The organism is Micromonospora lacuserhaii, from assembly GCF_036902735.1.
GTDB lineage: Bacteria > Actinomycetota > Actinomycetes > Mycobacteriales > Micromonosporaceae > Micromonospora.
The window spans coordinates 18481-43616 of the sequence record NZ_JBAKHO010000044.1 but is presented as its reverse complement, the minus strand read 5'-3'; the positions used below and the strand labels follow the sequence as shown (position 1 = coordinate 43616).

Sequence of the window (25136 nt, the reverse complement as noted above, 5' to 3'; positions counted from 1 at the left end):
GCCCGCGCCGGCACCCGCCCCGGCCGCGCCGCCCATCATCGGCGGCAGGCCCGGGCTGACCGGCCGGCCCAACGCGCCACCGCCGGGAATCATGCCGCCGGCCGCCCCTGCGCCGCCGCCGGCCCCCAGGCCGGTCGTACCGGGAAGGCCGCCACCGCCACCGCCGAAGCCGGTACCCACCCCGGGCAGGGTGCCGGTACCCGCGCCGGCCAGGCCGGTGCCGTAGTCCTCGTCCAGGCCGGTGCCGCCCGGGCTGTAACCAGTGCCGGTGCCCGGGGTCCAGCCGCTGCCGGAGCCGTCGTACCCGCCGCCGGTGGAGAGGTCAGGGTGGGCGCCCGAGCCGAAGGAGGCGCCGCCGGAACCGGTGCCGGGCAGGCCACCGGTGCCCAGCGAGGGGCCACCGCCGAGGCCGCCCGTCGAGGGCATGCCGCCGAGCCCGGGCACCTTTCCGGCACCTCCGGTGCCCGGACCGCCACCCAGATCGGGCCGGGTCGTCGTCCCGCCGTCGTACGGCGAGGCGCCCGCGCCGCCGGGCGTCTCGCGCTCCCGGTCCCGGTAGTCGTCGCTGACCTGGTCGTACGCCTGGCGCGCCTTCTCGGTGTTGTCGTTGAAGAACTCGCCGACCCAGTCGTTGAACTGGCCGATCTTCTCCACCGGCCAACTGCCCATGAAGTCGGCCCGAACGCTCGCCTCGAACAGCCCGGTGTCGAGGACCATGTCGCCGTTGCGGGCCGCCATCAGATCACCGACGCAGCCCTGCGGGATCGGCATCGCGTTCTGCGCCCGCTCCAGATCGCTCGCGGCCGTCTGCAGCACGGTCACGATGCTCTGCTGACCGTGCCCCGGCTTCCGCGCACCGTCCACGATCGCCTCGGCCTGCTTGGTGAGCCCCTCCATGTGCGTGCGGAACGCCTCGTACGCCGGGCCCTTCCAGCTCTCGCCGAGGCCCTTGACGTCGGCCTCCACCAGCCGCTTCACCTCGTCGATGTTGCCCAGCAGCGCCTGCCAGCCCAGCGCAGCGCCGGTGACGTCGCTCGGCCGGCCGGCGACGAGCACCTGCCGTGCCATGTCCTCCCAGCTCGGACCACCCATGTCAGTCCCCTTTCCCCGGTCAGACCGCGGGCCCGCCGGCCTCGAAGGCCCGCTGCATCTCCTGCGCCGACATCTTGTTGGCGCCCTCGGCGGTGTCGTACTTCCGCTTCACCTCGCGCAGCGCGTCGGCGGCCTTGTAGAGGTCGGCGGAGAGCTTCTTCAGCCCCTCCGACGTCGTCTTGTGCAGCCCGTGATGCACGCCGGCCAGGTTCAGCGCCTTCGGGAACCCGCCGAGGGCGCCGCCCGGGTCGCGCAACGCCGCGTCGCCGCCGAGCAGGTCCTTGATCTCCTCCATGTCGAACGCGAGCCGGCGGAGGTAGCCGGCCTGCTGCTCCAGGTTGTCGGCGGCCGCCTCCAGGCGGTCCGCCTCCCACTCGGTGACATCCCGCTTGCCGGGCCCGCCCACCAGCGCGGAGGGCGCCGATCCCGCGCCCGCGCTCACGTCGTCGCGGCGGACGCCGAACGCCGGCCCGTGCGCGGCCACCGTGGCGATGGGCCGCAGCGGGCTGCCCGGCGGCAGCACGTCGGCGGCGCCGGGCGGCACGCGCACCCAACCTTCCACCTGCGGTGGGCTGTTGCCGTCGTCGGTCATTCCTGTCCTCCCCGTTGGTCGTCGGCGGTGCGTCAGCGCTGCTGCGGAGCCGCCCCCGGCTGGCCGAACCCGTCAGGCTGGCCGGGCGACGGCGTGGGCGGGTGGTGCGGGACCGGCTGGGCGAGCGGTCTCGGCTGATAGGGGTGCGGCTGCGGCGGCGCGCCGAACCCGCCGGGCGGTGGCCCGTACCCGGGCGGAGTCGGCGCGGTCGCGGGGCCGTACCCGGCGGGTGGCGGACCGTGGCCGGGCGGACCGTACCCGGGCGGCGGGACGGCCCCCGGCGGCGGGAAGCCCGGACCGCCCAACGGCGCGCCGGGACCCGACCCGGGGCCGAACGGCGGCGTCGCCCGGCGGCGGCTCCGGCGGCGGGCGACCAGCGCCAGCACGACCGCGCCGACCACCACGGCCAGGCAGAGCACCCCCACGATCACGGTGCCGGCCTTGTTCTTCACCTTGAACGCGACGGCCGGACGTCCGTCGTCCGCTTCCGGGGAGGCCGTCGCCCCACCCGGCTGCGGACCCGCCGCGAGCAGCGGATTGGCGTCCACGGCCGGCACCTGGCGCTGCAACGCGGCCAGCACGTCGACCGCGCCGAAGCCGAACTTCGGATCCCGGCCCGGCGCCCCCGCGTCCCGGGCCGTCCGGATCAGCCGGTTGATCACGTTGGCCGGGTCCAGGTCCGGGTAGCGGGCCCGCACCAGCGCGACCACCCCGGCCACGATGGCGGTCGCCTGGCTGGTGCCTGAGTTGACCCCGTAGCCGTTCGAGGAGACCACCGTCGGCACCGGGGCGATGATGTCGTCGCCCGGCGCGGCGAGTACCACCTCGGGACCCGGCACCGATGCGCCGGCGAGGGCGCCCGACCGGTCCGTGGCGTTGACCGCGATCACCCCGGGGGCGTTCGCCGGCGAGGAGACCGTCCGGTTGCCCTTCGTCCAGGCGCCGGTGGCCGCCACGAGCACCACGTTCTTGTCGAGGGCGTAGCGGACCGCCTCGACGACCCGGACGCTGGGGGCCTCCTCGAAGCCGATGGACATGCTGATCACGTCCGCGCCGGCGTCGGCGGCCCAGCGGATGTCCTCGGCGACCTCCCCGTCGCCGCGGGCACTGCTCAGCGCGATCGGCAGGACCTTCGCCTCCGGCGCGATGCCGAGCTGCCGGTTCCGGTCGCCGCCCCGCCCGACGATGAGCCCCGCCATCGCCGTGCCGTGCCCGTCCTCGGCGTCCCGGTCCACCCAGCCGTCCGGAGACCCCACCGGGCCGGTGCCGGGCCGACCGGCCAGTTGTCCGGCGAGCGCCGGATGCTTCCCGTCGACGCCGCTGTCGATGACGGCGACGGTCACCCCGCGCCCCTTGGTGATCTGGTGCGCCTGCGGGATCCGCATCGCGTCGAGGTACCACTGCAGGCCGCGCACCGTGTCGGCGGCGCGCGCCGGGGCGGGCGCACCCACCACCCCGGACCCGACCACCGCGCCGGCCAGCAGCACGGCGACCGCGGATCTCCACACCGGTCGACGACGTTCGCCCGTACCCATGACACTCCCCGGACCTCGGTGGCTGGCAACGCAGTGCGGCTCCGGTCCGGTCGAACCGGACCGGAGCCGCGACGGCTGGATTATCTCAGCCCCACACCTTGGCGTTGCTCATCTCGGTGGAGACGTAGTTCTCACGCGCGACGCCGACGGCGCCGCCGATCTCGTTCAGGATCCGGTTGATGTCCCGAACGGCGGTGTCCCACTGCGCCTGGTGCTGCTCGTAGGCGGCTCGGTCCTGCCCGTCCCACTGGAGCTTCGACAGCATCGACCGCAGCGTGTCCAGCTTCTCGTCGATCGTCCGCGAGATGCCCTGCATCTGCTGGTTGGCGCTCTCGAGGACCGCGTAGTCAACCTTGATCGTCATGATTCCTCCCCTGCTCTTCTCAGCGGATCACGGGTTGAGAGCAGAGTGGAACTTGTCCAGCATCTGCTGCTGCTCTTCGTCGTTGACCTGGTGCGTCGTACCCGACTTGTCGAGCAGGTCGGCGATGCTGTCCATCGCCGTCAGCAGCTTGACCGTGTCCTCGTTCCAGCGCTGCATGAGCGACTGGAAGCCCGTGGACGCCTGACCCTTCCAGGCGATGGCCAGGTCGTCGACCACGTTCCACAGCTTCTTCAGCTCGCCGTCAACCTCGCTGCGCGTGGACCGCACGTCACTCGCGGCGGTATGCAGAGTCGCTGCTTCGACCTCGAACGCCATGCTTCACACCCTTCCGTCATGTTGTGGCGGCGCACCTGCCGCGCCTCTCCCCCGCGGCAAGGCCTACACCCCACCGACGGACACTCCGCATGAGACGGTAGCGGACCGCATCCAGCCTCCGCAGCCCTGTGTGACCGGACGGCTCCGCACCACAGTGGATGACCAGCGGATCAGCCGGTGTAGGAAGAGACCATCCGCTGGGCGGTCCCGTCGTCCGGCGGGCCGAGCACGATCCACGAGCCGTCGGCGAAGAGCAGCGCGAGGCGCCCGATGGTGCCACCGGGCAGCGCGTCGACCCGGACCACCGACTCCCGGCCCACCTGCCAGACCACCTCCAGTGGGGCGTCGCGGTCCACCGGACCGGGCCCCTGCCACGCCGCGCGCACCTGGCGGGCCGCCGCCGACAGGCGGTCCCGGAGCCCGCCGCCGGACGGCTCGGTGACGGCGGGGCGACCACCCTGCCGGCGCAGCACCAGCACCCGGCGGTCCGTCAGCGCCAGCACCTGGGCGACCGTGGGCTCCGGCAGCTGCTCGTCCAGCCCGACCCCGACCGAACCCGGTGGGCCGCCGAGCACCCCGTTGCGGGCCGCCTGGTACCACTCGACCCCGGGCCCGGTGGACGCGGTGACCCCGGCGGCGTCCCAGGCCAGCCCCTCCGCCACCCGCAGCGGGTTCAGCTCGGCACGGAACACCTCGCCGGCCGAACGCCGGCCCGGGACGCGGGTGAACCAGCACGCCTCCCGCAGCGTCTCGCCCGGGGCCAACAGGGCCCCCACCCGACCGAGCAGCTCCGCCCGACGCGCCGCCGGCTCGTCCATCGACCCTCCCCGAGTCACGGCACCCGGTCGGCTGCCGGGTCCGTCCAGGAGCTCACCGTACGCCGCCAGCGGCTGCCGTCACCGTCGTCGCCGCGCCGCCGGTCCTCGTACTCGTCGGCGGAGGAGTTGATGACCAGATCGCCGATCGACTCCAACCCCTCGCCGACGATCGACCCGTCCAGCGGGGTGGCGAGCTTGATGCCCATCTTGAGCCAGTGCTTCGGGCCGTACAGCTTGTCGAGGGTCCAGGCGGCGATCTTGCCGACGGTGCCCATCGCCTTGAGGGCCTCCATCACCGCCTTGTACGCCTCCAGCGCCCGGTGCAGCTGCGCCATGATCCGGGTGGTCCGGCTGACCGCGACGCCGGTCTCGGCCGCCGAGGCGACGGCGGCGGCCGCCTCGGACGCCCCGGCGGTGATGATCGCCAGCGCCTGGGCGGCGAGCCAGGTGATCACCAGCCACTCGACCAGCTCCCGGATGATAGTCCGGATGATCTCTTCGCAGTCGCGCAGGTCCATCGCCGTGTCGCCGAGGCTGTCCCCCGTCCGGGCCATCTCCCCGGCCGCCGCCTCCAGCCCCTCGACCAGCACGGCGATCCGCCGGGCGTACGCGTCGGCCGCCGGGCCGGTCCACTCCGGACGGAGCGCGTCCAGGCCCTGCCGTTCCTGCTCGGCGAGCTGGCGCAGCTGGGTGGCGGCGTTGCGCCAGGCGCCCGCGTGCGCGTCGAGCTGGTCGGGATCGCCGACGCAGAGCTCGAGCAGTTGCAGCAGCGGCCAGACGAACGGGTAGAGCAGCGCGTCCAGTCCGGTGTTGAGCGCCTCGGAGGCGGGACTGGTCACCTGGTTCCAGGTGTCCCGGACCTGCTGGTAGCCCTTGGCGACGTCGACGGCGTTCGGCTGGGTCATGACCGCTCCCGGTACCGGCTCGCCAGGTGTTCGGCGTTGCCCGAGTCGGTGTGCTCGTACGCCTCGGCGTTGGCGCGCAACCCGTCGGCCAGGTCGCGCAGGTGCCGGGCGAGCCCGTCCAGCGAGGCGACCTCGTCGGCCACCCAGCCGCGGTAGCCGGCGTCCATGCCGGCCATCTGCCCGATCACGCCGAAGAGGTTGCCCTGCGCGGTGGCCGACTCGACGGTGCGGGCGGTGGACTCGGCGACCCCGGCCGCCGCCTCCTGACCGCCGGCCGCCGCGCGCAGCGCCTCGGGCTGGACGGTGAAACCGTCGCCGCTCACCGGGCCCGCCCTCCGGGCCGCAGCGCGGGCCGGCGCCACCGCGCGCTCACCGGCGCCCGCCGAACTGTTCGTCCGCCGAGTCGAGCCGTTCCGCGGCCTCGCGGAACCGGCCCCGGTCCACCGCCCGGTCGACCATCGCCCGCACGTCCACCGCCCCGCCGGTCGCCGGGCCGATCAGCTCCTGGACCGCCTCGGCCTGCCGCCGGCCGGCCTCGGCCGCGGCCTCCCGCTGGGTCGCCACGATGCGCTCCGCCAGCTCCTCCGGCCCCAGCCGCAATGCGGCGGTGCTCAGGGTCAGCCGGACCGGCATCCCGCCGGGCGCCACCACCGCGACGACGCCGTCGGGGGACTCCGCCTCGCCGTACAGCCGCTCCGGGTCGTCGCCGAGCTCGGCCAGCCCGGCGAACCGCTCCCGAGTGTCGGCCACCAGGCGCCCGAACCAGGCCCGGGTCTCGTCACTCACACTCACCGTCGCCCCCTGCTCCAGACCGTACGAGCGCCGAGCGTACCGATTCCGGTCCACCATGGATGCCCCGTCACGACGGCTCGGCCCAGGCCGTCTGGATGAGCTGCTGGCCGTCCCGGCGGCGCACCAGCGTGCCCCGGCCCGGCGGCTGCGGACTGGGCCGCAGCGTGCCGAAGACGGCACCCTCCTCCCGGCTGCCGGACATCAGCAGGCCCGGCGAGTCCAGCTCGCGCAGGCGTTGCAGCACCGGCTCGTAGAGCGCCCGGGCCACCCCGCCGACCCGACGCGTGACGATGAGGTGCAGGCCGATGTCCCGGGCCTGCGGCAGCAGCTCGTGCAGCGCGCTGAGCGGGTTGCCGCCGCCCGAGGCGACCAGGTCGTAGTCGTCGACCAGGATGTAGAGATCCGGCCCCTTCCACCAGCTGCGGTCGCGCAGCTGCGCGGTGGTGACGTCCGGGCCCGGCAGCCGGTTCTGCAGGGCGCTGCGGATCGAGCCGAGACCCTGGCTGAACGCCTGGTTGGACGGGGCGTAGTCGAGCAGGTGGTCACCCTCGACCGCGCCGAGCAGGCCCCGCCGGTAGTCGGCGATCACGATCCGGGCCTCCGCCGGGGTGTACCGCTCGACGATGCCCCGGGCGATCACCCGCAGCACGTTGGTCTTGCCGCACTCGGCGTCGCCGAAGACGGTCAGGTGCGGCTCGCTGGCCAGGTCCAGGTGGACCGGCGCGAGCGCCGCCTCGTTGACGCCGATCGGCAGGCCGGGCACCGACCGGTCGATCACCCGGACCAGCTCGGCCAGCGGCAGTCGGCGCGGCAGCAGCCGTACCTTCGGGGCCGGGCGGGCCGGCCAGGCGTCCGCGACGTGCCGGGCCAGCGCCACCGACGCCTCGGTCAGGTCGTCGATGTCGCGCTTGCCGTCGATCCGCGACACCGCGGTGAGGAAGTGCAGCTTGTCGCGGGTGAGGCCGCGCCCGGGAGCCCCGGTCGGCACGTTCGCCGCCCCGCGCCGGTCGATCTCCGACTCGTTGGCGTCGCCCAGACGCAGTTCCAGCTTGGTGCCGAGCAGGTCCCGCATGTTGATCCGGATCTCCGCCCAGCGCACCGCGGTCAGCACCACGTGCACGCCGAAACCCAGGCCCCGGTTGGCCAGGTTGGTGATGGTCTGCTCCAGCTCCTCGTACTCCTGGCGCAGGGTGTTCCAGCCGTCGACCACGAGGAAGACGTCACCGAACGGGTCGTCGGCGAACTCGCCGGCGGCCCGTCGCCGCCGGTACGCGGCCACCGAGTCGATGCCGTGCTGGGCGAAGCGGGTCTCCCGGTCGTCCAGGATCGCCGTCACCTCGGCCACCGTGCGGCGGACCGCCTCGGTGTCCCGGCGACCGGCCACCCCGCAGACGTGCGGCAGCCCCTCCAGGCTGCGCAGCGCGCCCCCGCCGAAGTCCAGGCAGAAGAACTGCGCCTCACGCGGGGTGTGGGTGAGCGCGAGCGAGGCGATCATCGAGCGGAGCAGGGTGCTCTTGCCGCTCAGCGAGGCGCCGACGATCACCACGTTGCCGCCCGCGCCGGCCAGCTCCACCATCATCGGGTCGCGGCGCTGCTCGTACGGGCGGTCGACCACTCCGACCGGCACGGTGAGCCGGCCCCGGCCGGGCCAGTTCGCGGTGGTCAGCCCGAAGGTCGGGTGCGCGGTCAGCGGGCCGAGCAGCTCGCCGAGGCTCGGCGGCTCGGCCAGCGGCGGCAGCCACACCTGGTGCGCCGGAGCGCCCCGGCCCCTGAGCCGGTCGATGAGCACGTCGAGCATCGCCACGGCCTTGCCGTCGGCCGGCTGCTCGGGCGCCTCCGCCTCGACCGGCTCCCGGGGCACCTGCACGGGCACGAAGTTCACCCCGTACGGCACGATCCGGCGCTGCACCAGCGCCCGTGAGGACCGCTCGCCCTGCCCCGGCGCCCGGTACGGCCCGGACACGTACGCCGCCCGGAACCGCAGCATGGTGCTGGTGTCGGTCTTCAGGTAGCCGTGGCCGGGCGCGTTCGGCAGCTCGTACGCGTCGGGCACGCCGAGCACGATCCGGCTCTCCACCGCCGAGAAGGTCCGCAGGCCGATCCGGTACGACAGGTGGGTGTCGAGGCCCCGCAGCTTCCCCTCCTCCAGGCGCTGACTCGCGAGCAGCAGGTGCACGCCGAGCGACCGGCCCAGCCGGCCGATCATCACGAAGAGGTCGATGAAGTCGGGCTTCGCGGCGAGCAGCTCGCTGAACTCGTCGCAGATGATCAGCAGGCTCGGCATCGGGGGGAGCGGTTCCCCGGCCGCCCGGGCCTTCTCGTAGTCGTACCGGGAGACGTAGTTGCCGGCCGCCCGGAGCACCTCCTGCCGCCGGGTCATCTCACCGGCGAGCGCGTCCCGCATCCGGTCGACCAGCGGCAGCTCGTCGGCCAGGTTGGTGATCACCGCGCTGGTGTGCGGCAGCGCCTCCAGCGAGGCGAAGGTCGCGCCGCCCTTGAAGTCGACCAGGACGAAGTTGAGCTCCTCGGAGGAGTGGGTCACCGCCAGCGCGCCGACGATCGTGCGCAGCAGCTCGCTCTTGCCGGAACCGGTCGCGCCGATCACCAGGCCATGCGGGCCCATGCCCTCGTGCGCGGACTCCTTGAAGTCCAGCTCCACCAGGTTGCCGTCGGGCCCGAGACCGAGCGGGATGCGCAGCCGGTCCCGGTGCCCGCGGGGCCGCCAGGTCTGCGCCACGTCGACCGTCGCCGCGTCGCCGACGCCGAGCAGGTCGGGCAGCTCGGTGCTGCGGGCCAGCGGCTCGTCCGAGGCGCTCTGCTGCTGCGAGAGCCGGTAGGGGGCGATCTGCCGGGCCAGCCCCTCGGCGGCCTCGGCGCTGAGCCGGTCCGGCCGGCCGAGCCGGGAGGTGGAGGTGCCGCGGACCAGCTCCAGCGTGCTGCCGTCCCCGGCGTCCAGGCAGAGCAGCCAGCGGCCGGCGTCCCGGGGCACCGTGCCGGAGAGGTCGACGACGGTCGCGCCGAGCAGGCCCGGCCCCATCAGCTGGCAGGTCGCCGAAACCTCTCCGCCGTCGACCAGCACCACTACGTGCGGGGCGGTGGTCAGCGGCTTGGCCTCCGGCGCGAAGCGGGGCCGCCCGGCCAGCTCGGCGGCGAGCGACTCCTCGGCCTCGGCCAGGCTGGCGAAGACCAGCCGCCGGGCGCCCGCCGCGTCGGTCCGCGCGGCGTGGTGGGCGTGCGGCAGCCACTTCACCCAGTCCCACGCCGCCTGCCGGTCCGGCGCGGCCACCACCGCGAGGATCAGGTCCTCCGGGGCGTGGAAGGTGACCAGCTGGGCAAGCGCGGCCCGGGCCAGGTCGAGCACCGGCTCCCGCTCACCGCGCAGCACGATCCGGCTGAACGCCCGCAGCGAGAGCGCGGTGGGCAGGTCCGGCACCGTGGAGTGGGCCCGGACGAAGCGGCGCAGCGCGATCGCGCTCATCGGCTCCAGGTCCTCCACCGGCTTGGTCTCCGGCGGAACGATCTCCACGGCGAGCCGCTGCGGACCGGTCGCGATCCGGGCCTCGCCGAAGTCGTCCTCGGTGATCCGCCGCTCCCACATCCGGCGGGACGCCGCGATCGACCAGAGCGCGTCCGGCTCCGGGTGCCGCCAGGCCATCGCGGCCCGCTGCTGCTCGGCGGCGCGCCGGGTGCGCTTGCGCATCTGCGCCAGGTAGCGCATGTAGTCGCGGCGCTCGGCGTTCAGCTCCGCCTTGTCGTTCCCGCCGCCGCTGCTCATCGTCCCGATCGCCATGCCCAGCATGGACACACCGAAGAGACCACCGGCGATGTACGTCACCATGCCGCCGCCCTTGCCGGCGTACAGGAACGCCATGGCGCCGACGCCGCAGAGCATCGGCAGCACCATCAGCAGCTGCCCCATGCTCCGGGGAGTCTGCTCGGGCAGCTCGGGCGGTGACTCCAGCAGCACCTCGCCGCGCGGCAGCGCGGGCCCCGGTTGACGCGGAAGCCGGCGGAACACCACCGTGCTCACGGCTGTCTCCTCCCCCAGAAGCGGCCCTGCTGCGGTCTGCGACCGACCGGAGTCGTCGGGTGGGCATCGTACGTGCCCGCCATCGTAGGTAATCTCCCGTGGGCGTCGTGGACCCGCGGGGGCGTTGCCACCGGCCGAGGTGGATCGAGAGCACGAGGAGGCCACAGTGGCGACGAAGACCGCGACCGGCGGGTTGAGCCGGATCACCATCGTGGCGCCGCGGACCCGGATGGATCTCGCACTCCCCTCCGACGTGCCGCTGGCCGACCTGCTCCCCACCCTGCTCCGCTACGCCGGCGAGGACCTCGCCGACGAGGGCGTACGGCACGGCGGGTGGAGCCTCTCCCGGCTCGGCGGCGCGCCGCTGGACGGCGGCCGAACCGCGACGCAGCTCGGGGTCCGCGACGGTGAGGTCCTCTACTTCAACCCGCGCACGGCGGCGGCCCCGGAGATCGTCTTCGACGACGTGGTGGACGCGGTGGCGACCGCCACCAACCAGCGCCAGGGCACCTGGCAGGTCGGCACCACCCGCTCCTTCGCGGTGCTGCTGGCGACGCTGACCCTGGCGGCCGGGGCGGCGGTGACGCTGTTCGCCGGGCCGCCGCAGCTGCCCGGCGCGCTCGCCGCCCTGCTGGTCGCGGTGCTGCTGGTGGTGACGGCGGCGGTGCTCTCCCGGGCGGCCGGCGACAGCCGGACCGGTGTGGTGCTGGCCGTCGCCGGGATCGGCTACGCCGCGATCGGCGGCCTGCTGGTGCTCGCCGGCGACCGCGCCCTGGACGGGCTGGCCGGCCCGCACGTCCTGCTGGCCGGGACCGCGGTGCTGCTGGCCGGCGCGGTCGCCGCGCTGGCGGTCGGCGACCGGATGCCGCTCTTCTTCGGCGCCGTGGCGATCGGCGCCGCCGTCGCCGGCGCGGCGCTGCTCAACCTGCTCTTCGGCCTGACCGCGGCGGGAGCCGCCGCGGTGGTCGCCGCGGTCGCCTTCGCGACGCTGCCGATGCTGCCGATGACCGCCTACCGGCTGGCCCGGCTGCCCGTGCCGTCCATCCCCACCGGCCCGGACGACCTGAAGACCGACACCGAGAGCGTCGACGGGCGGCGGGTGCTGCGGCTCTCCGAGCGGGCCGACCAGTTCCTCACCGGTCTGCTGTGGACGGTGTCGCTGCTGGTGCTCGGCAGCCAGGCCGTGCTGGCCACCGACGGACGGCTGCCGGCGGTGCTGCTCTGCCTGGTGCTGGCGCTGCTGTCGCTGCTGCGGGCCCGGCCGTTCATCGGGCGGGCCCAGCGCGTCCCGGTGCTGGTCGCCGGCACCACCGGGCTGGTGTGCACGGCGGCGGCCACCTTCGGCGACGCGGGGCTGCCGGTACGGCTCGGGCTGGTCCTCGGCGGCCTGCTGCTGACCGCGGTGGTCAGCCTGGTCTACGGGCTGTCCGTGGCCGGCAGGCGGATCTCGCCGGTCTGGGGCCGACTCCTCGACATCGTGGAGATCCTGCTGATCGTGGCGCTGGTGCCGCTGGCCGTCTGGGTGTGCGGCCTCTACGGCTGGATCGTCAACCTCCGACCCTGATCGTCCCCGCCGCGGTGGCCACCGGCGTGGTGGCGTAGACGCCCGGGCCGTGCTGGCCGTCGAGCGGGCGGGCCGGCATGCCGCAGCGGCCGGCCACGTCCCGGACGGCCGAGACGAGGGCCTCGACGTGGTCGTCCATCGCCGCCACCCGCAGCAGCGGCGGCACCGGCCGGCCGCCCCGCGTCACCACCGCGGCGACCGTGTGCGACGGGGCCGAGGTGGCGGTCACCGCGTCCACCAGCGCGCCGAGCGGCGCCCCGGGCCGGCGGCGCAGGGTCAGGCAGCGCTGGGCCCAGCCGCCGCCGCGCAGGCCGGTCCAGCTCTCCGCGGGGGGCTCCGGGGCCAGGTCGAGACCGGCTGCGGCGACCACCGCGGCGCGCAGCTCGTCCCGGCCCAGCACCCGGTGGTGCAGGCCGGCCGCGGTGAGCGCCTTGCCGAGCCGGCCGATGCCGGCGGCCATCGTCCGGTGCACGCCGGGCATCCCGCCGCCCCGGGTCACCGCCTCGGTGCGGGCGTCCGGCACCGACAGCCGCAGCGCCACCCAGACCGTACGGTGGGCGGCCGGCGGCGCGCCCGGCGCCGGGTACCAGACCAGGGTGTGCGACACGACCTGGGTGAGGGTGACCGGGCCGGCGAAGTCCGCCAGCACCGCCAGCGCCCGGTCCATCACGGCCGCCTCGACCGAGCCGACCGGCGCGCCCGCCGGGCCGGTCAGCGCCAGCGCGGCGAACCAGCCCCGGCCATCCTGGCCGATGCCGAGCCGGGTGCCCCGCTCGGTCAGCTCGGTGATGCTCAGCTCGGGGGTGAGCGCGGCCAGCCGGGCGTCCACCACGGCACCCGTCGCCACCGCCGCCCGGGCGTGTTCGCGGCGCGTCCGCAGCCGGCGGCGCAGCAGCAGGTCCTCGTACCACCAGCGGCCGCCGCGCCGGACGAAGGTGGCCAGCGCGACGGGGACGGCCACCGCGGCCACCACCCCGACCAGCCAGCTCGGCCCGGCCGTCGCCGCCCAGACGGCGAGCGCGCAGAGCTCGACCACGACGAGCTGGCCGACGGCCACCGGGCCGATCCGGCCCCGACCGCGCTCCGGGACCGGCGACACCGGACGGTCGGCGGGGACGGTGGGCGTACGACCGGGCGGCGCCTGGAGCTGCGTCATCGGTGGGCGTCCCTTCTGGACATCGCGGGCGTCCGGTCGCGGTGGCGCGACCGGAGGACGGGCGGGGGTCCCGGTGACCCACCGACGGCCCCTTATCGTAGGGAAGCCCGCGGCGGAGTTCGGACCTGATCGTCGCGGACCCACCCCCGCCGGAGGTCAACCATGCGGACCCGCCGCGATCAGGTGCAGGCGTACCGCTTCGTCACCCGCCGCATCGTCTCGGCGCTGCTCTCCGGCGACCCGGAGACCACCAACCTGCCGATGCGCCGGCTCGGCATGGCGGTGGCGGGCAGCGTGGTCGCCGCCGCCGTGGTGCTCGGTGGTGCCGGTGCGTACGGCCAGCTGACCGGGAACACCGCTCCGCTGGAGGAGAACAGCCTGGTCATCGAGCGCGAGACCGGTGCGACCTACGTCTTCGCCGCCGGGGTGCTGCACCCGACGCTCAACTACGCCTCCGCCCGGCTGATCGTCAACGAGCCGGACCCGGAGGTCCGCACGGTGTCCCAGGCGTCGATCAAGGACCGCCCCCGGGGCCGTACGGTCGGCATCGTCGGCGCCCCCGACGCCCTGCCCGACCGCACCGCCCTGGTCGACCTCCCCTGGTCGGTCTGCGACGTGCCGGACCCGGCGGACTCGCGCCGCTCCGGCGCCAAGGTGCTGATCGGCCGGCCGCTCACCGGTGGTGCCCCGCTGACCGGTCGGGCGGTGCTGGTCGAGTCCGGCTCGCAGCGCTACCTGCTCACCGGCGGTTCGCGGCTGCAGGTGGTCGGCGGCGAACGGGCGCTGGCGGCGTTGAAGATGGCCGCCGCGGACACCCTGGAGGTGGGCCAGCAGCTGCTCAACGCGGTGCCGGCCGGGCCGGCCCTGCGCGAGCCGGCGATCCCGGGCGACGACGCGTTGAGCGGCCGTCCGGTGGCCGGCCGGCCGGCCCGGATCGGCCAGGTGTTCCGGGCCGCCGGCGAGCACTACGTGCTCACCCGCGACGGCCTGGTCTCGATCGGCGAGGTCACCGCGCTGCTCCTGGTCAGCGACGGGGGTCAGATCACCGACATCACCCCGGACCAGGCCGGCGAGCTGCTGACCGACCAGCGGCTGGAGGCCGAGGGCGCGCTGCAGTCCCTGCCCGCGCTGTACCCGGTCCGTCCCGGCCGGACGGTGGTCTGCGCGACCTACCGGGCGGGCGCGGCGGGCGGGCCGCCCACCACCACGCTGGAGGCCTTCGACCAGGTGCCGGCCGAACTGGCGGACGCCGGGAACCCGGTCCGGCAGGGCCCGCGCGACGCGGTCCGCACCGCACAGGAGGTGGTGCTGCCGGGCGGCAAGGGCGTGCTGGTCCAGGCCGCTCCGGGAGCCGGCGAGGGTACCGAGCCGGCGGCCGGTGCCACGGTCTACCTGATCAGCTCGCAGGGCGTGCGCCACCCGCTGGGCCGGCGCGGCGGGGACGCGGTCGCCGCGCTCGGGTACGCCGGGGTGGCGCCGCTGGTCGTACCGGCGTCGCTGCTCTCGCTGATCCCGACCGGGCCAGCGCTGGACCGCCAGGACGCGCTGGACCACTTCGCCCCGGACGACTCGCGGGACGAGGAGCGGCCCAGCCCCTCGGGTACGCCTGACGCCGCGCCTGCTCAGGGGGGCTGACCGGGCCGGTCGCCGTCGCACGGGGTCGCCCGGGATGGCGCGGGTCGACTAACCTGGGCCTGGCCCTTGGATCGACTATGGACAACGGGGATGCTGCCATGACCGGGCGCACGACAGTCGACGTACTGTCCTTGGAGGACTTCCACCAGCGGTTGGCGGATCGACTGGCCCAGGCCGAGACGGCGCTGCGGAAGCTGAACAGCGAGATGCAGTGCCGGCCGCCCGCGCTCGGCTCATTCGCCGACGCCACCGGCAACGCCCGGCGCTACAGCGACGTCCAGGCCGACTACGCGGAGCGGGTCGCGCAGCTGCGCCGCGCGGTCGCGGCGGCCCGGACCGCGACCCACACGGTCATGACGAACTACCGCACCACCGAGGCGCGCAACGCGGCGAACGCCGCCGACATCGAGGCCGCCCTCAACGGGGTCGACAAGGTGCTCGAGGAGCGGGAGGACGGGCGTGTCTGAATACACCCAGCGTTACCAGCACGTCAGCCACAAGGAGCTCTACGACGCCGTTCGGGCGGGCGACCCGGGTCAGATCGACGGCCTCGCCAGCCAGTGGAGTTCACTCAAGGACACCTTGAGCGGCCTGGCCCGCGACCTCGACGGTGACCTCGACCGGCTGGCCGGCAGCTGGACGGGCGACGCGGCGCGCGAGTTCCAGGAGCGGCTGTCGCTCGTGTCGCGCTTCTCCACCGAGCTCGCCGACGGGATGTCCGACGTCGGGCAGGCGCTGACGATGATGGCCGGTCAACTGCGCGTCGCCCAGCAGCAGGCGGAGAGCCCGGAGGAGACCGACGACCACGACAAGCTGCTCGGCAACGCCGCCAAGGGCGCGGTGTTCGGCGTGGGCGGCATGGTGGTCGGCGGGCTGATCGGCCACCAGCAGGACAAGGCCGAGCAGGAGAAGGCCCACCAGCGGATGGTGCTGCTGGTGGCGGAGCTCTCCGCCGGCTACGACGTCTCGGCGTACGGGCGGGTGGTGGAAGCCCCGCCGCCGGACGGCCGGCTGCCGGGCGGCACCCGACCGAGCGACTCGACGCCGCGGTCCGGCCCGGTGTCGAGCACCCCGACCGCCGCCCCGACCACCGGTGTCGCGGGCCCGCGCGGCGGCGCCACCGTGGCCACCCCGACCGGCCCGGCGCACGGCCCGACGGCCGGCTCGGGCAGCACCCACCCGGGCGACACCTCGGGTACCGGCCCGGGCGGCGTGGGCACTGGCCCGGGCAGCGCCGGCCTCGACGACCTGGCCGGCGGCACCTCGCTGGCCGGCGCGGACCCGCTGCTCGGCGGGGCGGTGCTGGGCGGGGGCGCGCTCGGCGCGGTCGGCCTGGCCGGCGCGGTCGGCACTTCGTCGAGCACCCTCGGCGCCCTGGGTGGGCTGCCCGTCGGCGGCGTGGTGGGCGGGGCCGGTTCGCTGGCCTCCTCCGGCCGGGCGGCGACCCTGCCGGGGCGTACCGGCGTCGGGCCGACTGGCGCGGAGAACCGGTCGGCGACCGGCACGGGCCGGCTGACCTCCGGGCAGTCGGGCGGCGCGAACGGCGGTGGCCGCTCCGGCGGGGCCGCCAACCGGGCCGCCACGGCCGGCGGCGCCAGCCGCAACGGCGTACTGGGTGGCCGCGGCCAGCAGGGTGACGACGAGTCCGACGAGCGGCTCACCTGGCTGACCGAGGACGAGATGGTCTGGCAGGACGCCAGCTCGGTCGCGCCGCCGGTGCTCGGCGGCGACCGCTAGGGGGAGCGGTCCGTCCGCTGAGGACGGAGTGGCCCGGGTCACCTCCCGGCATGCCGTCGCACCGCTGCGCGGGGTGACCGGAGGCATTAGGTTGGGTGAATGCTGCCCGTAGCGACGATTCACCCCGCCTGGGTGGCGACGCTGCGCGTGATGCGCGATCTCGTCCGGCTGGCGATGACCGCCCTGGTGCTCGCCGTCGGCCTCGGCGCTGCGGTCGCCGGCCCGAGCGGTCCGGCCGCCGCCGGGTCCGCCCCGGTCCGGCCCAGCGTGGTGGCCTCCCGGGTGGCCGATCTGCCAGCCACCACCCCGTCGGCCGACGTGCGGGTCGACGACAGCTCCGCCGGGCCGCTCCCGGCCCGACCGGCCGCCACCTCCGTCCACCCGGCCCCGCCGGCGACGACGGTGCGGACGCCGGCGGCGGACCCGGTCCGGGGCGCCGCCGGCCGGCGCGGTCCGCCCCGGCACTGAGCCCGCGCGGCACCCGTCCGGGTGCCGGACCCGACGCGCCGTCCCGGCCACGGGTCCGCCACGGGTACGACCGCCGGCTCGCGCCGTCCCCGCTCGTCCCTCCACATCGTTCCCACCGTGAGGTGCTGGTGATGCAGACCGTTCTCTCCGCCGTCCTGCCCGACGTCCCCGCCGCCGCCCTGATCTGGCTGATCCTGCTCGCCGTCGCGGCCGTCGCCGTCGCGGGACTGTTCGTCCGCCCCGACGTGTTCCGGCTCGCCCTCGCCGGCCGGTTCCGCCAGGCGGCCCTCCCCACTCACCTGGAGTTGGCCGAGGAGCAGCGCGAACGCGCCCGGTACGCCGAAGAGGTGGCGGTGGCGGCCGAGCGGGCGGCGGCCACGGCGGAGCGCCGCCGGACGGCCTGGCTCGCCGTGCAGGAGGAGGTCGAGGCGGCCTGGCGGGAGTACGAGACCGCCGAGGCGGACGTCCGCCGGCTCTCCGCCGCCGCGGCGATGCCGCTGCCCCAGACGGTCCGCACCCCGGCCGAGTACGCCGACCGGGAGCGATACCTGCACCGGGCGGCCCTGGACGCGTACTGGCGCAAGGAGCTCTCCGTCGAGCAGCTCAGCGATGTCTTCGGTCACCGCGGCGGCTGGGACCCACGGCGGCACCCGGTGGAGCAGGAACTGCTGCTGCGCCGGGCGACGCGGGACAACCTGGCCGCCCGGCACCGCACCGCGGTGGAGCGGGAGCGGGCAGCGTGGCGGGACGCGGACCTCGCCGCCGCGGCGGCGCGGAGCCTGCGGGAGGAGGCGTTCGCCGCGCTGGACCGCCGGCCGGAGGAGGCGCAGTCGGTGGTGCCGATGCCGGAGACCCGGCACCCGGTGGTGGAGCCGGCCCGGGAAGCGCCGACCGTGGCGCACGGCCGGGCGGCGGTCGCCGCGTACTGATCGCGATGCCGCAGCGGCCGGGTGACCGGCGCGCGAGCCCGGCGGTGCGGGCGCGGTTCGGTTAGCGTGACGGCATGTCCCGACAGACGTGGGTCCTCGTGGTGGTCGGCGGCATCCTGGCGCTCGCCGCGCTGGTCGGCGCGATCGTGCTGGCGGTCCGGGTGGTACGCACCCGGCGGCTGCTGGGGGCGCTCGGTGTGGGCGGCAAGGTGGCCTTCTACGGCGCGCTGATCTACACGATCTCCCCCGTCGATCTGCTCCCCGACCCGATCTACCTGGACGACCTCGGGGTGCTCGCCGGGGCGCTGATCTACCTGACCCGACTGGTCAACCAGCACCGGGCCGCGACCCGGTCGTTGCCCGGCCAGCCGGGTACTCCCCCTGATCAGGAACGGGTACGCCGCACCGTGCCATGATCCGGGCGGACCGGGACGACGCCGGCCACGAGACGGGGGAACGGACATGGCCGGCGATCACCGTCTGGACCGGTGGGACGAGCGGGTGCTCACGTTCTGCCGGGAGCGGCACCTCGCCACGCTGACCACCCTGCGCGCCGACGGCACCCCGCACGTGGTCCCGGTCGGGGTCACCTTCGACCCGGACGCCGGACTGGCCCGGGTGATGACCTCGGCGACGTCGGCGAAGGCCCGGCACGTCGCCGCGGCCGGTCCCGCCGGCACCCCGGTGGCGGTCTGCCACGTGGACGGCCGGTGGTGGCTCACCATCGAGGGCCGGGCGGTGCTCCGGTCCGATCCGGCGTCGGTGGCCGAAGCCGAGCGCCGGTACGCCGAGCGCTACCGGCAGCCCCGCCCCAATCCGGAGCGCGTGGTCATCGAGATCGCGGTGACCCGCCTGCTGGGCAGCCTGCCCCCGGCGTCCGGTTCCTGACCCTTCCGGGTTCGAGCGGGACCGGACGTCTCATCCCGCCGGGCCGCCTTTCGGACGCTACGAACTTGATGCCGTCAGCGAATCGGATGTCCGGTTCTTCCGGCGGAGGATGTCCGGTTAGCCGGCGGAGGATGTCCGGTTCTTCCGGCGGAGGATGTCCGGTTAGCCGGCGGAGGATGTCCGGTTCTTCCGGCGGAGGATGTCCGGTTAGCCGGCGGAGGATGTCCGGTTCTTCCGGCGGAGGATGTCCGGTTAGCCGGCGGAGGATGTCCGGTTCTTCCGGCGGAGGCGTGACCACCATCCGCGATTCGTTCGCGTCATCAAGTTCGTAGCGTCCGAGTCCGGCCCGGGCCTGCCGGCCACACCGCCCGAGGTGTGCACGAATGTCCGGTTCGTGATGACCAGCGTCACCCGCCCGGTGGAATCGCGACCCGCCGCCGGTCGTTACACCCTCCGTACGACCGAGTAGGACGAGCGCAGCGGCTGGAATGGCCGGCCGCCCGCGGTCGTTACCTTGCCGGTGGGCGAGCGGGCCGAGCGCCCGGTCCACCGATCCCCGATCCGAGCGCCCTTCCCGGTGCTTGTGTCCGTGTCCCCGACGCGGACGTCAACCCCCGAACGGAGCTTCGACCATGAACACGATCTTCCGGAACAGCATGCTCTCCGTCGCCGGCCTGATCATGACCGGTGGCGCCATCGCCGGCCCGGCCGTGGCGGCGCACGCCGCGCCCGCCGGCAAGCCGGCCGCCTCGGTGGTGGCCGACAAGCCGGACAAGGGCAAGGCCGACAAGAGCAAGGCCGACAAGAGCAACGCCGACAAGGGCAAGGGCGGCAAGGGCAAGGGCGGCAAGGCCGAGCGGCGCGCCGGCTACGAGTACCAGGCGCAGCCGAACTTCTACTACTGCGGCCCGGCGTCCACCCGGATCGCCCTGTCGGCCGAGGGCAAGACGATCAGTCAGGACGAGCTGGCGAAGAAGCTCGGCACGACCGAGAACGGCACCGACTCGGCCATCGACATCACCCGGGTGCTGAACGAGTACACCGGCGGCAAGTACAAGACCACCGAGATCAGCTCGGACACCGCCTCGAAGGAGCAGGTCGAGCGGCTGCGGGCGGACATCAAGGCCTCGGTGGACGACGGTGACCCGGTCGTCGCCAACATCCTCGGCGGCGCGCTGGACGTCGACGGCGTCGAGCACAACTACCCGGGCCACTACCTGACGGTGGTCGAGTACAAGGACGACGGCAACACGGTGAAGATCGCCGACCCGGCGGCGCCGGACATCCAGGAGTACTGGATGGACGTCACCGAGCTGGCCAACTGGATCGCGGGCCGCGGTTACAGCTCCTGATCCCGCACTGCTGAAGACCGAGGGCCGGTCTCCCCACCCGGGGAGGCCGGCCCTCGCGTCGTCCTAGCGCCGGCCGACCTCGTCGATCAGGCCGGCGAGCAGCGCGACCCGGGGCACCACCGAGTCGAGGTCCAGCCACTCGGTCGGGCTGTGGTCGTCGCCGCCGACCGGGCCGAGCCCGTCCAGCACCGTCGCCCCGGCCTCGGCGAGCAGGTTCGCGTCGGCGCAGCCACCGGTGGCGGTGTGCGACACCGGCACCCCGAGGCCCGCGCCGACCTTGGCGGCCAGCTCGGTCAGCCAGCGCTCCTCCGCGCCGGGCTCCCAGGGCGGGGTGGGCGCGTGCACGGCCAGCTCGGCGCGTACCCCGGCAACGGTCGGCTCGTCCACCAGCCGGCGGATCGAAGCGAGCGCCGCGGCGTACTCTCCGGTGCGCCAGGCCCGCAGGTCGACCAGCATCCGGGCCCGATCGGCCACCACGTTGGGCCGGCCGCCGGACTCCAGCACCCCGACGTTGACGGTGACCCCCGGCCAGCGGCCGTTGAGCGCGTCCAGCGCGACGGTCAGCCGGGCGGCGGCGAGCAGCGCGTTCGCCCCACGTTCCGGCTCGATGCCGGCGTGCGCGGCCCGGCCGCGCAGCACGATCTCCAGATCGGCCACGCCCTTGCGGGCCGACACCAGGTCACCGTTGTCGCGGGCGCATTCCAGGCAGAGCGCCACGTCCGCCTCCGCGCCGAGGGTACGCAGCAGCGGGCGGCTGCCCGGCGAGCCGATCTCCTCGTCCGGGGTGCAGACCAGCACCAGCTCGCCGTACTCCTCCCGGCCCAGCGCGTCGAGCACCTCGACGGCGGCGAGCCCGGCGAGCAGGCCGCCCTTGTCGTCGCTGACCCCCGGCCCGTACGCCCGGCCGTCGTGCACCCGGAACGGCCGGGTGGCCGCGGTGCCGGCCGGGAAGACCGTGTCGAGGTGAGCGGCGAGCAGGATGCGCCGCTCGCCCCGGCCGCGCCTGCGGGCGACCAGCACGTCGCCGAGCGGGGTGCCGGACGGGTCGCCCACCGGTTCCCGCTCGACCGACAGCCCGGCGGCGAGGCACCAGGTCTGCACCAGGTCGGCGGCCTCGCGCAGGCCGTCCACCTGGCCGGAGCCGGAGTCGATGCCGACCAGCCGGGCCAACCGCTCGTGGTACGCCCCGAGCCGGTCGCCGGCCGCCGTGAGCAGAGGATCCATCAGAGCACCTTGTCCAGGAACGCGCGGGTGCGCTCGTGACGGGGGTTGCCGAGCACCTCGGCCGGGGTGCCGGCCTCGACCACCACCCCGCCGTCGAGGAAGGCGACGCTGTCGGCGACCTCGCGGGCGAAGCCCATCTCGTGGGTCACCACCACCATGGTCATTCCGTCCGCGGCCAGCCCCTTCATCACGTCCAGCACGTCGCCGACGAGTTCCGGGTCGAGCGCCGAGGTGGGCTCGTCGAAGAGCATCAGCTTCGGGTGCATGGCCAGTGCCCGGGCGATCGCCACCCGCTGCTGCTGGCCGCCGGAGAGCTGGCCCGGGTAGTTGCCCGCCTTCTCGGCCAGGCCGACCCGTTCGAGCAGCCGCAGCGCCTCGGCGCGGGCCTTCTCGCGCGGGGTGCCGAGCACCCGCACGGGCGCCTCGACGACGTTGCCGAGCGCGGTGAGGTGCGGGAAGAGGTTGAACCGCTGGAACACCATGCCGATGTCCCGGCGTCGGCGGGCCACCTCGCGCGCCTTGAGCTCGTACAGCTTGTCGCCCTGCCGGCGGTAGCCGACCAGGTCCCCGTCCACCCAGAGCTGACCGCCGTCGATCCGCTCCAGGTGGTTGATGCAGCGCAGGAAGGTGGACTTGCCGGAGCCGGACGGGCCGAGCAGGCAGGTCACCTCACCGGGGGCGACGGTCAGGTCGATGCCCTTGAGCACCTCGACCGGGCCGAACCGCTTGGTCACGCCGTCGGCGCGCACCATCGGCCTGGTCGCGGTCGCCACCGGACCGGTCTGCGTCTCGTCGGTCACGGTCATCGGACACCTCCCCGGGAGAAGCCGCGGCCGAACCGCCGCTCGATCAGCCACTGGCCCGCCGAGAGCAGGCTGACCAGGGCGAGGTACCAGATGGCGGCCACCACCAGGAGCGGGATGACCTTGTAGTTGTTCTGGTAGACGGTCTGCACGGCGGTCATCAGGTCCCGCCCGGCGATCACCGAGACCAGCGCGGTCGACTTGAGCATGGTGATGGTCTCGTTGCCCATCGGCGGGATGATCACTCGCATCGCCTGCGGCAGCACCACCCGGCGCAGGGTCAGCGTCGGGCTCATGCCCAGCGCGGCGGCGGCCTCGGTCTGCCCGTCGTCGACGGCGAGGATGCCACCCCGGATGACCTCGGCGGCGTACGCCATCTCGTTGAGCGACAGGGCCAGCACGGCGGCCACCGTCCCGGTCACCACCACGCTGGTGGGCTTGTCGAACAGGATGGTGCCGGTGAACGGCACGGTCAGGCTGATCCGGGGGAAGAGCGCCCCGAGGAAGCCGAAGAAGATGATCTGGACCAGCAGCGGGGTGCCCCGGAAGACCCAGATGAACGCCCAGGAGACGCCGCGCAGCACGGGGTTCTCCGACAACCGCATCACGGCGAGCAGTACGCCGCCGACGGTGCCGAGCACCATCGCCAGCAGGGTGAGCCAGAGCGTGGTGACCACGCCGTCGAGGACGTAGTCCTTGAACAGGTAGTTCGCGATGGTGCCGGGTTCCAGGTTGGGGCTGTCGAACAGCGCCCGGAGGAACAGGGCGGTCAGGCCGACCACGAGCAGTGCGGTCGCCCAGCGTCCGTAGTGACGTACGGGCACCACCCGTACGGTCTCGGTGTCGCTCGTCATGTGCGGTGCCTCCTGCGGCGGAAGGGTGCGGCGGTCGCCGGACGCCCCCGGGCCCGCCCTCACGGAATCGGAGGACGCCCGGCGACCGCGGTCCTAGGGGGTGGTGGTCCGCCGGGTCAGTCGATGGCCTGGTCGATGGTGGCCTGCTTGACGGCGATCGGCTCCTGCTTCCACTGCGCGAGGATCTTGCCGTAGGTGCCGTCGTCGATCAGGGACTGCACGGCCGCCTGGTACGCCTGCGCCAGCTCCTTGTTGGCCTTCAGGAAGCCGAAGCCGTTGGGGCTGGCCAGCCAGCCGTTCGGGGCGGACCGGTCGTCGACCAGCTCGGCCTTGCCGGCGAGCGAGCTGGCGGTGTCGACCAGGTTCACCTTGGTCGCGGCGACCACCTCGACGTTGCCGGCGAGCATCGCCTGCACCGCCTGCGGGTTCTCCGGGTACTCCTTGACGTCGATGGCCTTGCCGGCGCAGCTGTCCTTGGAGTAGGTGGCCAGGTTCTTTGCCTGGTTGCTGGCCTTCTGCACGGCGACCTTGCGCCCGCAGAGGTCGGCCACGGTCTGCACGCCCAGTGGGTTGCCGGTCCTGACCAGGAAGCCGGTGCCGGAGGCGGAGTAGTCGACGAAGGTGGCGACCTGCTGGCGCTCCTTCTTGTCGGTGATGCCGCCGGCGATGGCGTCGTACTTACCGGCCTGCAGGCCGGGGACGAGGCCGTCGAAGGGCTGCTGGCTGAAGGTGGCCTTCAGGCCGAGCCGGGCCGAGGCGGCCTGGAACAGGTCGTAGTCGAGGCCCTTGAACTCGTCGTTCTTGCCCTCGACCTTGAAGTCGATGAACGGCTGGTAGGGGGCGTTGGTGGCGACGGTCAGGGTGCCGCGGCCGCGCACGTCGGTCGGGACCTTCTTGGCCAGCGCGGTGTCGGTGGCGACCGCGCCGACCCCGTCGATGGTGACCGAGACCTGCTTGACGTCGTCGCCGGAGCCGGCGGCGTCGGTGGTGCCGCCACAGGCGGCGGTGGCGGCGAGAAGGGCCGTGGTCGCGCCGACCAGGGCCAACTGACGGATGCGCATGAGGTGTCCTTCCGGGGGCCAGAACGAACCAGCCCCCGGACTGTAACGCACGTTACGATTTCGGTGGGGTTACGATTTTCTGTAACGCGGAGTTCAGTCGCTGCCGAACGTCTGCTGGGCCGCCTCCATCGCCTTCAGCCGGCCGCCGGCGACCGGTCCGAGCCGGTCGATCAGGGCCGCCACCAGCGTCTCCACCAGCGCCAACGCCGGCACGAAGCTGTCGTACGGCGAGGGCGACTCGACCCGGCTGGGCAGTACCACCTCGGCCAGACCGGCGACCGGCGACAACCACCGGTCGGTGAAGAGCACCACCTTGCCCCCCCGCGAGGTCACCTCCCGGGCCAGCGCCAGGGTGGGCTCCTCGTACCGCCGGAAGTCGAACAGGGCGAACAGGTCCCGGCGGCCGACGTCGACCAGCATGTCGGTCCGCTCCACCGGGGTGCGGGGCAGCAGCCGGCTGCCGCCGCGCACCTGCATCAGGTGCAGCACCAGGTAGTGGGCGAGCAGCCCGGAGAAGCGGCCACCGGCGGCGGTGACCCGCAGCTGCTGGTCGGCGAAGAGGCGTACCGCCGCGTCCAGCTCGCCCTGCGGCAGCTCGGCGAGGGTGCCGGCGACCGCGTCCGGCAGGGTGGCCGCCGACCGGGCCAGAGCCCCCTCCGGCGGTGCGCCGGTCCGCTCCGCCGCCCGGTACGCCGACAGCGGTGAGGTCTCCCGCTCGGCCAGCTCCTCGCGCAGCGCCCGCTGGAACTCCGGGTACCCGCCGAAGCCGAGCCGGGACAGGAAGCGCAGCACCGTCGGCCCGCTCACCTCGGCCCGCTCGGCCAGCGCAGCGACGGTGCCCAGCCCGGCCGCCGGGTACGAGGCGAGCAGCGCCCGGGCCACCCGACGCTCGGCCGGGCTGCACTCGCCGAGCCGCTGCCGGATCAGCGCGGCGACACCGACCGCATGCGGCTCTTCGACATGATCGGGATTCGACACGCGCTGAGCGTAACCGGGCTGGG

General features: G+C 74.5%; 25 protein-coding genes. 9 read left to right on the top strand and 16 right to left on the bottom strand.

The features are described 5' to 3' along the window. From V6U81_RS22725 to eccCa, 10 genes are all read right to left on the bottom strand, one after another. On the bottom strand, positions 1-1092 hold a 1092-nt coding region (locus V6U81_RS22725), incomplete at its 3' end, for a WXG100 family type VII secretion target (protein WP_420884064.1). Between the two features lie 19 nt (positions 1093-1111). Then, complete coding sequence (locus V6U81_RS22720) at positions 1112-1684, bottom strand: hypothetical protein (RefSeq protein WP_334491925.1); 573 nt, start codon at positions 1682-1684, stop codon at positions 1112-1114. 32 nt (positions 1685-1716) lie between these two features. Then, positions 1717-3192, bottom strand: a complete 1476-nt coding sequence (locus V6U81_RS22715; RefSeq protein ID WP_334491924.1) for a S8 family serine peptidase — start codon at positions 3190-3192, stop codon at positions 1717-1719. Positions 3193-3304: 112 nt separating this feature from the next. Next, positions 3305-3583 carry a WXG100 family type VII secretion target gene (locus V6U81_RS22710; protein ID WP_334491923.1) on the bottom strand — a complete coding sequence of 93 codons (279 nt, stop codon included), beginning with the start codon at positions 3581-3583 and terminating at the stop codon, positions 3305-3307. A 27-nt stretch (positions 3584-3610) separates the two neighbouring features. After that, a complete protein-coding gene (locus V6U81_RS22705) occupies positions 3611-3919 on the bottom strand; it encodes a WXG100 family type VII secretion target (protein ID WP_334491922.1) in 309 nt (102 codons plus the stop codon). Positions 3920-4089: 170 nt separating this feature from the next. After that, positions 4090-4737, bottom strand: a complete 648-nt coding sequence (locus V6U81_RS22700) for a hypothetical protein (protein WP_334491921.1) — start codon at positions 4735-4737, stop codon at positions 4090-4092. Positions 4738-4751: 14 nt separating this feature from the next. After that, positions 4752-5642, bottom strand: coding sequence for a WXG100 family type VII secretion target (locus V6U81_RS22695; protein WP_334491920.1), 891 nt, complete (start codon positions 5640-5642; stop codon positions 4752-4754). Continuing rightward, the gene (locus V6U81_RS22690; protein WP_334491919.1) at positions 5639-5965 is read right to left on the bottom strand and encodes a type VII secretion target; all 327 of its coding nucleotides are present in this window, start codon (positions 5963-5965) and stop codon (positions 5639-5641) included. Before V6U81_RS22690 ends, V6U81_RS22695 begins: the two co-directional genes overlap by 4 nt. A gap of 46 nt (positions 5966-6011) precedes the next feature. After that, complete coding sequence (locus V6U81_RS22685) at positions 6012-6434, bottom strand: YbaB/EbfC family nucleoid-associated protein (protein WP_334491918.1); 423 nt, start codon at positions 6432-6434, stop codon at positions 6012-6014. A 67-nt stretch (positions 6435-6501) separates the two neighbouring features. Further along, entirely contained in the window at positions 6502-10464 is a 3963-nt protein-coding gene (eccCa, locus tag V6U81_RS22680) for a type VII secretion protein EccCa (protein ID WP_334491917.1), read from the bottom strand. Positions 10465-10630: 166 nt separating this feature from the next. On the opposite strand from eccCa, the gene eccD reads away from it, so the two are divergent. Beyond that, complete coding sequence (gene eccD / locus V6U81_RS22675; RefSeq protein WP_334491916.1) at positions 10631-12028, top strand: type VII secretion integral membrane protein EccD; 1398 nt, start codon at positions 10631-10633, stop codon at positions 12026-12028. Here the strand turns inward: eccD and V6U81_RS22670 are convergent. Further along, the gene (locus tag V6U81_RS22670) at positions 12012-13184 is read right to left on the bottom strand and encodes a type VII secretion protein EccE (RefSeq protein ID WP_334491915.1); all 1173 of its coding nucleotides are present in this window, start codon (positions 13182-13184) and stop codon (positions 12012-12014) included. The genes eccD and V6U81_RS22670 overlap by 17 nt on opposite strands. Positions 13185-13346: 162 nt before the next feature. On the opposite strand from V6U81_RS22670, the gene eccB reads away from it, so the two are divergent. The 8 genes from eccB (at position 13347) to V6U81_RS22630 (ending at position 20193) form a co-directional block, all read left to right on the top strand. Further along, positions 13347-14819: a type VII secretion protein EccB gene (eccB, locus tag V6U81_RS22665; protein ID WP_334491914.1), complete on the top strand. Its 1473-nt coding sequence runs from the start codon at positions 13347-13349 to the stop codon at positions 14817-14819. A 98-nt stretch (positions 14820-14917) separates the two neighbouring features. Beyond that, a complete protein-coding gene (locus V6U81_RS22660; protein WP_334491913.1) occupies positions 14918-15286 on the top strand; it encodes a hypothetical protein in 369 nt (122 codons plus the stop codon). Next, on the top strand, positions 15279-16556 hold the full coding sequence (locus V6U81_RS22655; protein WP_334491912.1) for a WXG100 family type VII secretion target: 1278 nt from the start codon (positions 15279-15281) through the stop codon (positions 16554-16556). The genes V6U81_RS22660 and V6U81_RS22655 overlap by 8 nt, the downstream gene beginning before the upstream one ends. A gap of 99 nt (positions 16557-16655) precedes the next feature. Beyond that, positions 16656-17024 (top strand): hypothetical protein, encoded by a 369-nt coding sequence (locus V6U81_RS22650; RefSeq protein ID WP_334491911.1) that lies wholly within the window; start codon positions 16656-16658, stop codon positions 17022-17024. 131 nt (positions 17025-17155) lie between these two features. Next, on the top strand, positions 17156-17953 hold the full coding sequence (locus tag V6U81_RS22645) for a hypothetical protein (RefSeq protein WP_334491910.1): 798 nt from the start codon (positions 17156-17158) through the stop codon (positions 17951-17953). A gap of 74 nt (positions 17954-18027) precedes the next feature. Further along, entirely contained in the window at positions 18028-18369 is a 342-nt protein-coding gene (locus tag V6U81_RS22640) for a YkvA family protein (protein ID WP_334491909.1), read from the top strand. Positions 18370-18415: 46 nt separating this feature from the next. After that, positions 18416-18841, top strand: a complete 426-nt coding sequence (locus V6U81_RS22635) for a pyridoxamine 5'-phosphate oxidase family protein (RefSeq protein ID WP_334491908.1) — start codon at positions 18416-18418, stop codon at positions 18839-18841. 632 nt (positions 18842-19473) lie between these two features. Further along, positions 19474-20193 (top strand): C39 family peptidase, encoded by a 720-nt coding sequence (locus V6U81_RS22630; RefSeq protein ID WP_334491907.1) that lies wholly within the window; start codon positions 19474-19476, stop codon positions 20191-20193. Between the two features lie 63 nt (positions 20194-20256). On the opposite strand, the gene V6U81_RS22625 is transcribed toward V6U81_RS22630, so the two are convergent. The 5 genes from V6U81_RS22625 to V6U81_RS22605 form a co-directional block, all read right to left on the bottom strand. Further along, positions 20257-21417, bottom strand: a complete 1161-nt coding sequence (locus V6U81_RS22625) for a M20/M25/M40 family metallo-hydrolase (protein WP_334491906.1) — start codon at positions 21415-21417, stop codon at positions 20257-20259. Next, a complete protein-coding gene (locus V6U81_RS22620; RefSeq protein ID WP_334491905.1) occupies positions 21417-22223 on the bottom strand; it encodes an amino acid ABC transporter ATP-binding protein in 807 nt (268 codons plus the stop codon). Before V6U81_RS22620 ends, V6U81_RS22625 begins: the two co-directional genes overlap by 1 nt. Beyond that, a complete protein-coding gene (locus V6U81_RS22615) occupies positions 22220-23074 on the bottom strand; it encodes an amino acid ABC transporter permease (protein WP_334491904.1) in 855 nt (284 codons plus the stop codon). Before V6U81_RS22615 ends, V6U81_RS22620 begins: the two co-directional genes overlap by 4 nt. A 116-nt stretch (positions 23075-23190) precedes the next feature. Further along, entirely contained in the window at positions 23191-24135 is a 945-nt protein-coding gene (locus V6U81_RS22610) for a transporter substrate-binding domain-containing protein (protein WP_334491903.1), read from the bottom strand. A gap of 93 nt (positions 24136-24228) precedes the next feature. Beyond that, on the bottom strand, positions 24229-25113 hold the full coding sequence (locus tag V6U81_RS22605) for a MurR/RpiR family transcriptional regulator (protein ID WP_334491902.1): 885 nt from the start codon (positions 25111-25113) through the stop codon (positions 24229-24231). Positions 25114-25136: the final 23 nt, after the last annotated feature.

What these genes read in the sequence shown, in the direction of transcription:
- eccB (WP_334491914.1), top strand. Translation starts at nt 13,347, where the DNA reads ATGCGGACCCGCCGCGATCAGGTGCAGGCGTACCGCTTCGTCACCCGC.
- V6U81_RS22650 (WP_334491911.1), top strand. Translation starts at nt 16,656, where the DNA reads ATGCTGCCCGTAGCGACGATTCACCCCGCCTGGGTGGCGACGCTGCGC.
- V6U81_RS22710 (WP_334491923.1), bottom strand. Translation starts at nt 3,583, where the DNA reads ATGACGATCAAGGTTGACTACGCGGTCCTCGAGAGCGCCAACCAGCAG.
- V6U81_RS22625 (WP_334491906.1), bottom strand. Translation starts at nt 21,417, where the DNA reads ATGGATCCTCTGCTCACGGCGGCCGGCGACCGGCTCGGGGCGTACCAC.
- V6U81_RS22645 (WP_334491910.1), top strand. Translation starts at nt 17,156, where the DNA reads ATGCAGACCGTTCTCTCCGCCGTCCTGCCCGACGTCCCCGCCGCCGCC.
- V6U81_RS22670 (WP_334491915.1), bottom strand. Translation starts at nt 13,184, where the DNA reads ATGACGCAGCTCCAGGCGCCGCCCGGTCGTACGCCCACCGTCCCCGCC.
- V6U81_RS22660 (WP_334491913.1), top strand. Translation starts at nt 14,918, where the DNA reads ATGACCGGGCGCACGACAGTCGACGTACTGTCCTTGGAGGACTTCCAC.
- V6U81_RS22630 (WP_334491907.1), top strand. Translation starts at nt 19,474, where the DNA reads ATGAACACGATCTTCCGGAACAGCATGCTCTCCGTCGCCGGCCTGATC.
- V6U81_RS22700 (WP_334491921.1), bottom strand. Translation starts at nt 4,737, where the DNA reads ATGGACGAGCCGGCGGCGCGTCGGGCGGAGCTGCTCGGTCGGGTGGGG.
- V6U81_RS22615 (WP_334491904.1), bottom strand. Translation starts at nt 23,074, where the DNA reads ATGACGAGCGACACCGAGACCGTACGGGTGGTGCCCGTACGTCACTAC.
- V6U81_RS22640 (WP_334491909.1), top strand. Translation starts at nt 18,028, where the DNA reads ATGTCCCGACAGACGTGGGTCCTCGTGGTGGTCGGCGGCATCCTGGCG.
- V6U81_RS22720 (WP_334491925.1), bottom strand. Translation starts at nt 1,684, where the DNA reads ATGACCGACGACGGCAACAGCCCACCGCAGGTGGAAGGTTGGGTGCGC.
- V6U81_RS22635 (WP_334491908.1), top strand. Translation starts at nt 18,416, where the DNA reads ATGGCCGGCGATCACCGTCTGGACCGGTGGGACGAGCGGGTGCTCACG.
- V6U81_RS22610 (WP_334491903.1), bottom strand. Translation starts at nt 24,135, where the DNA reads ATGCGCATCCGTCAGTTGGCCCTGGTCGGCGCGACCACGGCCCTTCTC.
- V6U81_RS22705 (WP_334491922.1), bottom strand. Translation starts at nt 3,919, where the DNA reads ATGGCGTTCGAGGTCGAAGCAGCGACTCTGCATACCGCCGCGAGTGAC.
- V6U81_RS22695 (WP_334491920.1), bottom strand. Translation starts at nt 5,642, where the DNA reads ATGACCCAGCCGAACGCCGTCGACGTCGCCAAGGGCTACCAGCAGGTC.
- V6U81_RS22620 (WP_334491905.1), bottom strand. Translation starts at nt 22,223, where the DNA reads ATGACCGTGACCGACGAGACGCAGACCGGTCCGGTGGCGACCGCGACC.